Origin of the sequence: Rhizobium sp. 007 (assembly GCF_015353075.1) — a bacterium.
Classification (GTDB): Bacteria; Pseudomonadota; Alphaproteobacteria; order Rhizobiales; family Rhizobiaceae; genus Rhizobium.
Genome location: NZ_CP064188.1, coordinates 95,474 through 107,441, shown reverse-complemented (window position 1 = coordinate 107,441; position 11,968 = coordinate 95,474). Strand labels below are relative to the sequence as shown.

The 11,968-nt window shown below is 60.7% G+C and carries 11 protein-coding genes; 4 read left to right on the top strand and 7 right to left on the bottom strand.

What is annotated here, in order from left to right; all coding sequences use genetic code 11:
- Positions 1-210: 210 nt before the first annotated feature.
- From ISN39_RS21490 to ISN39_RS21470, 5 genes are all read right to left on the bottom strand, one after another.
- Positions 211-930 carry a response regulator transcription factor gene (locus ISN39_RS21490; RefSeq protein WP_194730356.1) on the bottom strand — a complete coding sequence of 240 codons (720 nt, stop codon included), beginning with the start codon at positions 928-930 and terminating at the stop codon, positions 211-213.
- A gap of 14 nt (positions 931-944) precedes the next feature.
- Positions 945-1,721, bottom strand: coding sequence for a 3-oxoacyl-ACP reductase FabG (fabG, locus tag ISN39_RS21485; RefSeq protein WP_194730355.1), 777 nt, complete (start codon positions 1,719-1,721; stop codon positions 945-947).
- The gene (locus ISN39_RS21480) at positions 1,718-3,433 is read right to left on the bottom strand and encodes an acetolactate synthase catalytic subunit (protein WP_194730354.1); all 1,716 of its coding nucleotides are present in this window, start codon (positions 3,431-3,433) and stop codon (positions 1,718-1,720) included. Before ISN39_RS21480 ends, fabG begins: the two co-directional genes overlap by 4 nt.
- Entirely contained in the window at positions 3,430-4,791 is a 1,362-nt protein-coding gene (locus tag ISN39_RS21475; protein ID WP_194730353.1) for an aspartate aminotransferase family protein, read from the bottom strand. Before ISN39_RS21475 ends, ISN39_RS21480 begins: the two co-directional genes overlap by 4 nt.
- 89 nt (positions 4,792-4,880) lie before the next feature.
- Positions 4,881-5,591 carry a GntR family transcriptional regulator gene (locus tag ISN39_RS21470; RefSeq protein ID WP_194730352.1) on the bottom strand — a complete coding sequence of 237 codons (711 nt, stop codon included), beginning with the start codon at positions 5,589-5,591 and terminating at the stop codon, positions 4,881-4,883.
- A 213-nt stretch (positions 5,592-5,804) separates the two neighbouring features.
- Between ISN39_RS21470 and ISN39_RS21465 the strand changes: the two genes are divergently transcribed.
- From ISN39_RS21465 to ISN39_RS21450, 4 genes are all read left to right on the top strand, one after another.
- Positions 5,805-6,902 carry an ABC transporter ATP-binding protein gene (locus tag ISN39_RS21465; protein ID WP_194730351.1) on the top strand — a complete coding sequence of 366 codons (1,098 nt, stop codon included), beginning with the start codon at positions 5,805-5,807 and terminating at the stop codon, positions 6,900-6,902.
- Between the two features lie 113 nt (positions 6,903-7,015).
- Positions 7,016-7,816 (top strand): ABC transporter permease, encoded by an 801-nt coding sequence (locus ISN39_RS21460; protein WP_246763494.1) that lies wholly within the window; start codon positions 7,016-7,018, stop codon positions 7,814-7,816.
- A 40-nt stretch (positions 7,817-7,856) separates the two neighbouring features.
- Positions 7,857-8,636, top strand: coding sequence for an ABC transporter permease (locus tag ISN39_RS21455; RefSeq protein WP_194731861.1), 780 nt, complete (start codon positions 7,857-7,859; stop codon positions 8,634-8,636).
- Between the two features lie 43 nt (positions 8,637-8,679).
- Positions 8,680-9,723 (top strand): extracellular solute-binding protein, encoded by a 1,044-nt coding sequence (locus tag ISN39_RS21450; RefSeq protein ID WP_246763371.1) that lies wholly within the window; start codon positions 8,680-8,682, stop codon positions 9,721-9,723.
- A 34-nt stretch (positions 9,724-9,757) separates the two neighbouring features.
- Here the strand turns inward: ISN39_RS21450 and ISN39_RS21445 are convergent, their stop codons facing one another.
- Positions 9,758-10,999 (bottom strand): aminotransferase class I/II-fold pyridoxal phosphate-dependent enzyme, encoded by a 1,242-nt coding sequence (locus ISN39_RS21445; protein WP_194730349.1) that lies wholly within the window; start codon positions 10,997-10,999, stop codon positions 9,758-9,760.
- Positions 11,000-11,119: 120 nt separating this feature from the next.
- Positions 11,120-11,809, bottom strand: a complete 690-nt coding sequence (locus ISN39_RS21440) for a response regulator transcription factor (RefSeq protein WP_194730348.1) — start codon at positions 11,807-11,809, stop codon at positions 11,120-11,122.
- Positions 11,810-11,968 lie beyond the last annotated feature (159 nt).

Here is an 11,968-nt window from a genome sequence, read left to right as displayed (position 1 = left end):
ACGACCGCTCCAAACACCAAGCTTGCCATAAAGAAGTCGGAGGCATATCCCTAAATTCTCGGGGAAAGTGGCACAAAGTTGCACACGGCGGTGAGAGACTAGAACGATCGAACTCCGGCGTCGACGGCGACTACATCTGTGATCTTGCAGGGGAGCCTCGAGCAACGTAAGCCATTGATTGCCTAGATCTTTTTAAGGTTGATAACGACATTATCGCCTCGCCGCGACGCGTAACTCCTCACCCTTTCTCGTTGAAACAAGCGCATATCCTTCGCCATAGACTGTCTTGATCCGGACGTCATGACAGGCGGACAGAGCCTTTCGAAGGCGAGCGATATGGACATCCACAGTGCGGGTGCCAACGTCGTGCGGCTCTCGCCAGACGGCAGTCAGCAAATCGCCCCGGGAGCAGGTCCTGTTGCCGTGGCGAATGAGTGTCTCAAGGATTCGACCTTCGATCGAGGTTAATGCCAGATGCCTTCCACTGATCGTGACGTGCTGTGAATCGGACGAAACCGATATATCGGTGGGCAAAGCTGACGGCGGGACTTCACCAAAGGCAGACGGATTACCGGCCGCACGACGTGCGTGCCGGAGAAAGGCAAGCAGGCGTTCGGGGGCGAGCGGTCGCATGATGCCGTCATCAAGCCCGGCCTTGATCATCTGCAGATGCATGGTTCGCATGTGGCCGGCGATCAACGCGCCGACGGCAAGTCCAGCCTGTTTTGACAGGCTGCAAAGGGCGACGATATCGCCGCGCCACGCAACACCATCGAAGATGACGGCAAGCAGCCCGCCTTTCTGCAGACAACATTCGACATCGGCGTCACTGTCGGCGAGCTGGCTCGGAAACCCCTCTACGGACAGGATGTGGTTTAAGAGAAGATAGAGCTCCGGATCCTCTGTGCAGATCAGCACCCGATTTTCCATCGCAGCCCCTCCTCTCAGCTTGGCGTAAACTCGCCGCCATTGACGTCGAGTATCGCGCCATTGACGAAGCCTGCCTCGTCGGATGCGAGAAACACGATGGCGGCCGAGACCTCGTCGGTTGTCCCCAAGCGGCCGGCCGGAATTCGCGTAATTGCCTCACGATTGGTATCGCTTGAAGCCGGACCCGTCATTCCGGTCAGAATTCGGCCGGGCGCAACAACATTGGCGGTGATACCGAAGCGCCCGTATTGGGTTACAAGCGAACGTGACAATCCGGCAAGGGCTGCCTTCGAGACCGCATAGGCCGGCCCGGCAATCAATGGTCGCGTCCGGCCAGCGAGCGATCCTACGAAGATGATGCGCCCGAACCGGTTGTTCTGCATATCGGGCAAAACGTACTGGCAGCACAGCATAGCACCTGTCAGATTGATGGAAAGCACGTCATCCCATTCCCCGAGCGGAATGGTACTTACCAGTGACGGGCCATTGTTGCCTTTCGGTGAGACCCCGGCGCAGCAGACCAGGACCGACGGCGCACCAAAGCGAGCACGGATGTCATTGAAGAAGCTCTGAATGGCTTCGGGCTTGCGAAGGTCGACCTGCGAGGCGACAGCGCGACCCGCTTCGACGCTCTCGGCAAGACTGGCGCCGGCTTGCTCGACGCTCTCGGCGCTGTGCCCGAAAACGCCTACGCGATAGCCGCCCCTCAGGAGCCGACGGGCAGTTGCAAGGCCGATGCCAGTGGTCCCGCCGCTGATGACGGCAACCCGCCCCGTCCCGCCGGTGCTCATGCCGCCTCGTCCATTGCGGCAAAAAGTGACAGCGGCGGATGGGCCTCGGGATCGGTCAAGACCTCGATCATCAAGGGTTTATTGCCGGATAGCCCCGTGCGGATATGGTCGGCAAGCCCGTCGGCGACGCTGACACGGACGGCCGGGCATCCGCACGCTGCAGCGATTTGGCTGTGATCGACATCGACAAAATGGCAGGCGCTGGTGAAGCGTCCGAACTTTACGGTCTCTGCATCGCGCTGAAACCCCAGGATGCCGTTGTTGAGAACGATGATCAGCACAGGGATGTTGCTTCGGACCATTGTCTCGAGCTCGGCCCAGCTGTGGGCAAAACCGCCGTCGCCGACGAAGACGACAACAGGCTTGTCCGGATCGGCAAGCTTTGCGCCCAGCGCAAGCGGCAATCCCCAACCGAGGCCCGCAAGACCGCGCGGCGTCAAAAACCGCATCCCGGCTGAAAGCGACCGGAGCTGTCCTGCAACCCACATTGAGGAGTAGCTCGCGTCTGCGACGACCGTCGTATCTGCTGTCAATTGCGATTGCAGCTCGCGCATGATCCGTTCCGGCCGGATCGGAGTTGCACCTGAATGACTGACGCGTTGCCGTTCGGCGTCAAACATCGCCCAGCAATTGGCGATGCGTTCGACCAGTTCCGCACGCGCGGCGTGACGTTTCGACAGATCGCGCGTCGCAAGGGCTGCCCGTAACGTGTCAATGGTCTCGGCCGCATCACCTGCTAGCCTGACGGCTTCATAGGTGCGTCCGATTTCCGAAGGGTCGACGTCGATATGGATGACGGTCGAGGCTGGGTTAATCTGACGCCAACTGTCGGTGCCGTTCTGATTGGTTCTCGTTCCGATGAGGAGAACGACATCCGCCTCCTGGACAAGGGCAAGCGTATGGCGGCCGAGCGAATTCGGACCGACCAGCGCGCCCAGGACACCAGCCGATAATGGATGATGTTCGTCGACGGCCCCCTTGCCCATATTGGTCGTGAGAACGGGAAGGCATGCTTCCTCCTGGAGCTTTGCGAGCGACGGAGCGGCGCGGCTCGCATGCACGCCGCCGCCGGCGATGACGACGGGCGCCCGTGCCGCGGCGATCATTGCCGCGGCCCGCGCGATATCTGTGTCCGCCGGACGGTTGCGGTCAAGCGGCCATCGTCCCAAGCTCACCGACCGGCGCAGCACCGGCTCCTCGATCTTTGCGCGCAGGAGGTCGGCGGGAAGCAGCAGGGTGACAGGCCCCGGCCGCCCCGATACCGCGGCGGTAAACGCGGCGTCGATATAGTCGTCGATGCGTTCGGGAACGATCACCTTTCTCACCCATTTTGTGCAGGACTGGAAGAGCGCCAGATGGTCGAGTTCCTGGAACGCGTTGCGATCCGCCTGATCCCGTTCGACGTCCTGAACGAGGGCAACGATCGGCACGGAGGCCTTCAGGGCTTCGGCGAGCGGCGGAACGAGAAGTGTTGCCGCCGGACCGTTCTGGGCGGCGACGACCCCGACCTTTCCCGACCGCCGCGCATAGCCATCGGCCATCGTGCCGCCCATGTTTTCCTGCCGGTAGGCAACCTGCCGGATGCCGATCGCCTCGGCTGCGAGAATGACGGCGGACGGAAGGCTTTGGGCAAAGATCATTGAAACGTCGTGCCGCTTCAAGCTGAGCGCAATACGCTCCGCGACTGTCAACATGTCAGGGGAATGTGTCATCGGGAGGCCTCGAATTCTTGAGCGGCAGGGGTCGAGAGGAAGTCGGAGAAGGTCGTGACGACCGCATCGGCGTCGTAGGCCGTCATTGCGGTCGACAGGCAGGCGGCGGCGCCGTTCGGCAGCAGGATGCCGCGGTGAAGGAAACAATCGGAAAGCGCGGTATTGATGTCGTTTTCGGCCTGTGTCGGATAGCCGCTTCGATAGTCGCTGGGCACCTGCTTCTTCGGATGGATGCGAAACAAGGAGGCGGCACCGCTGACGCTGAAGGGCGCGCCGGTGCGATCGATTGCGTCCTGCAATCCGGACCGGACGTGATCACCAAGGCGCTCCAGACCGTCGAAGGCGTCCTCGGTCATCGCCTCCATCGCAACACGGCCGGCCACCATCGACACGGGGTTTGCCGAAAATGTTCCGCCCTGCGGCAGGAGCGGCTTTCCCTTGTCGTTGGCGAAAACGCTCATGACGTTTGCCCGTCCACCGACAGCGCCTACTGGAAAGCCGCCGCCGATGATCTTGCCGCAGGCAATCAGATCCGGTTCAAGGCCATAGCGGGCCGAGGCGCCGCGATAGGACTGCCGCAGATTGAGCACTTCATCGGCGACGAGGAGAACGCCATGCTTGCGCGCGGCAGCCTGCAACGCCTCCAGGAAATCCGCCTTCGGCTCGATCAGCCCCGCGCGGCTCGGCATGGGATCGATAAGGACGCAGGCCGTTCTTGCGCCAACGTCCGCCATTCGCCGTTCGACGCCCTCGACATCATTGAAGCGAATGACGGCAACATCGTCGGCGACCGACGGGGGCGTCCCGCGATAGGCGGGAATCGCATCGGGTCTCGACCCGTCCCCCCAACGTGTCGGTGAACTCGACTGACCGGCCTCGGCCCAGTCATAGGCGCCATGATAGGCGCCCTCGACGCGGACGATGCCGGTCCGGCCCGTAAAGGCACGCGCCGCCTTGATCGCAAACATTACGGCTTCCGTCCCGCTGTTGACGAAGCGAACGTGTTCGATCGCCGGAATGCGCTCGGAGAGGAGTTCGGCAAGGGCGATTTCGTGTTCCGTCGGATTGGAAAAGCAGGTTCCGCGGTGAAGGAGGTCGGCAACGGCGTCGGCGACGGGCAGGAAACCGTGGCCGTGGATCAACGTCGTAAAATTGTTGTTGAGATCCAAGAACCGGTTGCCGTCGACGTCGAGCACATAAGCCCCTTCGCCGCGGGCAATGTAGAGCGGCACCGGTTGACGCTCGACGGTCACCCGCGTCACGCCCGAGGGAAAGATTTTCCGCCCTCTGTTGAAAAAATGATGGGACCGGGCGCGCGACAGCGGCCGGTCCCCGGAAATGTCACGTGTATGAAGCATCTTCTTCCTCCGGGACGCACCGTGCGTCCGAACATTGCAATTATGTTACAACAAAAATCACAATGGCGAAGGAGATGCAACAAAAAAGATCAACCGGACGGCGCAGCGCGATGTCCGACGCGCGACATGGCCGCCTTCTTGAGGCGCCTGTAGCCGTCGCGAATGTCATTTTCCATGGCCGCTCGCACGAAAGACGCCTCACCCTCGGCCAGCGCCTCGATGGCGACCATGTGGTTGTGGACGCCGTATCGCTGCTCGGCAAATTCCGGATAGAGATCGTGGAAGGATGATCCGACACGCAGCCATAAAGCTTCGATCGTCGAGAGAAGATGCGGCATGCCACAAAGACGATAGATGGTAAAATGAAACTCTTTATTGACGTGTAGCGCATCCCTGTAGCGCTTCTCGTCGAGGGAAAGACTGATTTTCTCCTGTAATTTCAAAAGAGTTTCGACGGTTTCGTCGGTTGCGCTGGCGGCACCTTTTTCGGCCGCAAGCCCCTCGAGGGCAAGCCGCATCTGCGTCACCTCATAAAGCCCCGCAAGATCGAGATAGGGAACGATGACGGTCTTCGGACCCGACATCACCAAGGCGCCTTCGAAGACCAGTCGATTGATCGCTTCGCGCGCCGGAGTAGACCCGACGCCCAATGTCTCGGCGACAGTGCGGATCGGCAGCTTCTTGCCGGGGCTGTAAGCGCCTCGGGTGAGCTGATCCTTGAGCGATTCATAGACATAATCGCTGAGCCGCCCCTGGTGGCCTTCCGCACCAGAAGCACTCGCAGTTGTACTTTCGTCCATTTTTTCTCCCCCCCAGCATTGACATGCCGCGTTTTTGTTGCAACAAAACACATATTACAGGAATATTACGGTTTAATGTAACAGCATAACGAGATTGTGAACATTCGCAACGCTAGGCGGAGATTGCGGCGCGCGTGCTTGGAAAGACCCGCCGCCGGAGCGGCAAAGCCATGTCTTCAGACCGTACGGACGGCTCAAGTAGGAGGAGAAAACTTGATCGGTGCCCCCATACTCATCGACGGCGCATGCAAGCAGTATGGCGCCCATACCGCGGTCCGAAGCGTGACGCTTGAGGTCGAAGCTGGCGAATTCGTTTCGATCCTCGGGCCATCGGGCTCGGGAAAGACGACGCTTCTGACCATGATAGCCGGTTTTGAGACGCCAAGCGCCGGGCGCATCGTCATCGGCGGGCGGGACGTCACGCAGCTCGCGCCTAACCGGCGCGACATAGGCATGGTGTTCCAGCGCTACGCGCTTTTTCCGCACATGACTGTTGCCGAAAACATCGCCTTTCCGCTGAAGATGCGCCACCTGCCGCGAAACGAACGGGAGCGCAAGGTGGCCGAGACGCTCGAACTCGTGCAGCTCGGTGACCTTGCTCGCCGCTATCCCCATCAACTGTCAGGCGGCCAGCAGCAGCGCGTCGCGGTTGCCCGTGCCATCGTCTTCGAGCCACCGGTGCTCCTCATGGACGAGCCGCTCGGCGCGCTCGACAAGAAGCTGCGAGAGGCCATGCAGTTGGAGATCAAGCAGCTTCAGCAACGCCTTGGGGCGACGGTGATCTATGTCACGCACGATCAGGAGGAGGCGCTCACCATGTCGGATCGGGTCGCCGTCATGGCTGCCGGCGAGATTGTCCAGGTGGGAAGCCCTGCAACGCTTTACCGGCAGCCGCAAACCGCATTCGTTGCCGATTTCATCGGCCGAATGAGCTTTGCCGAGGGGATCTATCTTGGCCTTCATGAGGGTTTTCATGCGGTGAGGCTTGGCGAGACCGTCGTGCTGCAGGCAAGCAGCGTCAACGGCACGATCCGTCCAGGCGCGCGGCTGAAGCTTGCCATGCGCCCGGAAAAGCTATGCCTGACGGCACGCGGCAAAGGCGGAAGGAACGTCATTCCCGGAACGCTTGAAGCGAGTGTTTTTACCGGAGCCTGCGACCTGCATCTGGTGCGCGCCGAGACCGATGGCCGTCCGCTCATCCAGGTCCAGACGTCGGTCGATACCAAACCGGCCGGTCTCAATGCCGGCGCGCGGGTCGACATCGTGGCAGACCAAGACAGCCTGCATCTGTTCGAAAGGCAAGGGTCGTGAGCATGGATATGTCGGCCGCACCAACACCTGGACGCCTCATCAGACCGGCGCTACGCCTTAGAGCAGCGAGACCGGCCGGGCGCTACGGACCAATATTGACACTCGTTCTCCTGATGCCGTTGACGGTCCTGTTTTCGATCGGCTTCCTCTATCCGATTGCGCGACTCGTGATCATGAGCTTCGGCGACGCCGCAGCGGATCTCGAGCAATACCGGCGCATCTTTGCGACACCGCTTTACCTCGGCGTCTTGTCGCGCACGATCTCGACTGCCGCTATCGTCACGCTGCTCAGCCTGATGTTCGGCTATCCAGTCGCTCTGGCGATGTCCAAAGCGCGGGGCCGCCTGGCGCTCGTCATTGCCGCGGCGGTCCTCGTTCCATTGTGGACCTCGGTGCTCGTGCGCTCCTACGCCTGGATCGTGCTCTTGCAGCGCAGCGGCCTCGTCAACGCCTTTCTGGTCGAGAGCGGTTTCATCGCCGCGCCGCTGAAATTGCTTTATACCGACGGCGCGGTCATCCTGGCCATGACGCATGTGCTGATGCCGTTCATGATCCTGCCCATCGCCAATGCGTTGCGCTCGATCTCCCCTGACTATGCGCTCGCGGCCCGCAGCCTTGGCGCAGGTCCGCTTGCGACCTTCCTGCGCGTCGTCCTGCCGCTCTCGCTACCCGGCGTGTTTGCCGGCTGCGTCATGTGTTTCATCCTGGCGATCGGCTTTTACATCACTCCAGCACTCGTCGGTGGACCGGAAGCCATGACCATGGCGACCCTCATTGCCCAGCAGACGACGGTCGTTCTCGACTGGCCGTTTGCAGCAGCTCTTTCGAGCGTCCTGCTCCTGGTAACGCTGCTCTTCGTCCTCGTGTTCCGCCGCGCACTTTCGATCAGCAAAGGAATAAACAGTGTCGCCTGATCAATCCGTTGCAGCAAAAACCATTGGCCATCCGCTCCGCATGACGATCGTTCGGCTCGCGGGCGGTGTCGGAATCGGCGCCGTGCTGTTCTTCCTGCTGATGCCCACGCTTCTCATCGTTCCAATGTCGCTCAACGGAACGGCCTATATCGAGTTGCCGCCCCGCGGGCTGACGCTGCGTTGGTACCTCGATTATCTGGCCGATCCGGACTGGCAGGCAGCAACCGTCTTCAGTCTGAAGATTGCGCTTTCGACCGCTGTCGCAGCGACTGCGACAGGCACGCTGGCGTCGCTTGCGATCGTGCGCGGGAGCCTGCCCGGCCGGAACGCTCTGAAGGCGTTGGCGATGGCTCCGATGATCGTTCCGCATGTCGTCTTCGGCGTCGCGCTTTATCTCGCCTTCTCGCCGATCGGGCTTACCGGCAACTTCAGCGGCTTTCTGATTGCCCATTGCGTCCTGTCGATCCCCTATGTGGTGATTACCGTCAGCGCAGCACTCGAGCGTTTCGATCCGGCGCTCGAGCGTGCGGCGCTCAGCTGCGGCGCTTCGCGAACACGGGCATTTTTCAGCGTGGTCCTGCCGAACATCGCGCCTGCCGTGGCAGTGGCCGCCGTCTTCGCCTTCCTCGCCTCCTTCGACGAGGCGACGGTCGCGTTCTTCATCTCGGATACAGGAGGCAAGACGATCAGCCGGAAGATGTTCGAAGACATCGATTTCAACCTGACGCCCGTCATCGCCGCGGTCTCGACCCTCGTGGTCGCAATCTCGCTTTTGTTGATGGGCTCGGTCGAACTCCTGAAGGGCCGCCGGGAGGAGTAGGCGGTCGAATTTTTATCACGTGAGGAAAGACATGAAGAGGTCAATGACATTTATCGCAGCCTGCATGGCTGCCCTGCAGTTCGCTGTGGTTTCGCCGGCACTTGCTGAGGAGCGCGTTGTAGTGGCAACGACGGGTGGCTCTTATGACGCTGCCCTGAGGAAGTTCTGGTTCGATCCGTTCACCGCGAGCACCGGGATCAAGGTCGTTTCGGTGGCTGCGACCAATGCCGAGATGCGCGCCAAGGCAACGGCCATGGTCAAAACCGGCAATGTGACCTGGGATCTTTATCCCGACGGGGAAATCCAGGCGGATTCCGACAATCACAAGGCGACATCGGAAGACCTCGCTGTGTTCTGCGAGGCGTTCAAGGACCGGCCGGACCTCGTTGAGGACGCCTGCATCGGTGCCGGCGCCAGGCTGTTTTCGACGGCAACGTTGATGGCCTATAAATCCGACGCGTTCCCCGATGGAGCACCGACGACATGGGCGGACATGTGGGACACGAAACGCTTTCCGGGCGGGCGGGCTTTTCCGAATTTCGACGATCCCTGGCGCGTTATGGCGGCTGCCCTGCTTGCCGACGGTGTCGCGCGGGAGAGGCTCTTCCCGCTCGATATCGATCGGGCGCTCGCCAAGCTTGAAACCATTCGCGGCGACATCTCCGTCTGGTGGAAGACCGGCGACCAAAGTGTGCAGGGCTTCCGCAACGGCGACTACAGCATCGGCCAGATCTGGCTGACGCGAGCCAATGCGTTGAAGGCCGAGGGGCGCGCCATCGGCTGGTCCAATCAAGCGTCCTTCCTGGTCGGCGATCGTCTGACCGTCATCAAGGGAGCGCCAAATAAGGAAAATGCCCTGATGCTGATCGCCTTCTGGCTGAACAGTCCGGACGCGCAGGCGCGCGTCTGCGAGGAGCTACTGTGCACGCCGCCAAGCAGCAAGGCGATCGCGGCGATGTCGCCGGCGGCCCGTGCAGCGCTTCCGAGCGAGGAAGACATCCGGGATCATATCGTCATCCCGGATGCCACGTGGATCAACACCAATGCCGCCTTGCTGCTGGAGCGCTGGAACGCCTGGATACGCTGAAGATGTGTCGGGTCGAAAGACCCGGCTCCCTTCCCTACCGCTCCAGTGCCTTGTCGGTTGCCAGGGCAAGCGCCCTGATCTCATCGACAGTATGATCGGCGGTCGGGCAGACGCGCAGGCCGGCCCGCCCGGAAGCAACTGTCGGAAAGAAGATGGCCGACACATAGCTGCCGGCGACCAGAACACGTCTTGCGGCGTTGATCGCTGCCAATTCATCGCCGATGAGAACGGTTCGGATCGGGAGTGTCGATCCGGACTGGGCGGTCGGCACCAATTCGTCGAAGAGTGCGATGTTTGCCGCAAGCCTCTGCTGCCGATGCCTGAGCTCATCCGTGCGATGGAGGCTTTGAGACGCCATGGCAGCCCCGATTGCGGCAACATTGATCGAAGCGGAAAAGGCATGGGCAATGGCGAAACGCCGAAAGATCTCCTCCTGTGGCGCCGTGCCGAGCATCAGGATGCCGCCGGAAGCACCGAAGCCCTTGCCGAGAGAGGCTGCAACGATCGTCCGGTCGCCAAGGCCACCTGGCATCTGCGAACGGGCAAAACCCGCGCCCTTCTCTCCGAAGATCGAAACGCCATGGGCGTCGTCGATATAAAGGAATAATCCATAGCGCCGCTGGAGCTCCAGAAGCTTGGCGATGGGCGCATTGCCACCCATCGAATAGACGCCGTCGCAGATATAGGCGACGCATGGGTGTGCCTCGCAGATCTCTTCGAGCGCGGCAAGGTCGTTATGAGCGATCGTGCGGACATCTGTCTCTTCGGCGACGACCGGCTTGTTGAAGGCGAGCGTTGCATGGGCCAAACGATCGAAGACCATGACGGGCTTGACACCCTCTGTCAGCGCGCCCGAGGCGATCAGTGGCAATGCACTCATGTTGGCGGCAAGCACCGTCGTGTATGTAATGACACGCGCACCGAAGAGATCCGATAGGGCTTCCTCGAGGGTGCCGAGAGCGGCAAAATTCAGGCGCGTTCGCGCGCAGGACCAGTGAAGGGTCCCGTAGTCCAGGACTGCTGCCATCGCACCGGCCGCGATCATCGGATGATTGTCGAGCCCAAGATAGGAACACCGCACGAAATCGGTCACAATTCTCGTCTTGCCATTTGCCGATCGTATCTCGGCCTTTCGCCCTGCGAGCGGCCTCGCATAGAGCGCCATAAGGCCCTTCGAATGTGCCGCGGTAAAATGCGGCGCCGAGGTATGGATGAGACTTGCGGTGTTGCGATGCCGCGTAGGCATCGGCGCATTGTGCTGTTGTTCGTTCTGCATTGAACCCTCCCGCCCGCTTCTGATCCATTAAGCGTAAGGAGGAGCCCCGCCTTCATACAACGAAGCCAGCCCGAATTTTTCCTTAAGATTCTGTGACGGCCCGAAAGGCTTGCGTGACGTTCATTCCTTCATTTCGACAGCATATCCCTCGCCGCGAACGGTCCGGATGACCTCGCGCCCGAGAGCATCGTGCAAGGAGCGGCGCAATCTCGCCACATGCACGTCGACGGTTCGTGGGTCCACGAAATTCGCCTTTGGCCAGACTGCCTCGATCAATTCGGGCCGGCCAAACACCCGCCCGGGTATGCTCATCAAAGTGCTGAGTATCCGGAATTCGATCGGGCTGAGGCCTACCGGCTTGTCGTTTGCAAGCGCGCGTCTTGCGCCGGCATCGAGCCGGAGATCGTCTGGACCGGAAGTGGCGGAGCGACCGGCAGCGTCATTGGTGCCTCCTTTAAGACGGCCATGAAGGTAAGACAGCAGCCATTCGGGCTTCATCGGGCGGATGAAACTCTCATCGACCTCAGCCTTGAGAATGTCGATATAGGGAACTCCTTCGGCAACGAGCGCGACGACCAGCACGTCTGTTGAATGGCCTGATGCCTTCAGCCGGTCGGAAAGATCTGAAAGGATGGAGGACGCCGGCTGGCAGTCGATCAGCAGCACTTCGATCTTTTTCTCGGCGATCAATGCCAGTGCTGCCTCGGATCCATCGGCCAGAACTGTTGAATAGCCTGCGGCCAAGAGAACGTGGGACAGCATCAGGTAGTAGTCCGCATCCATTGATAGGATTGCGATACGGGGTGTCATTTGGTACCTCGCGGACGTCCTGCGATGAAGAGCCATTTTTGATGTTACATCATACAAGGCAGATAGCGGCAAAACCACCTCCAATAGGCGTATAAACGAGAATTTACTTCAATAAACACGTTTTGCGTGATTCATAAAGGCTTGATCTTCCGTTTATGT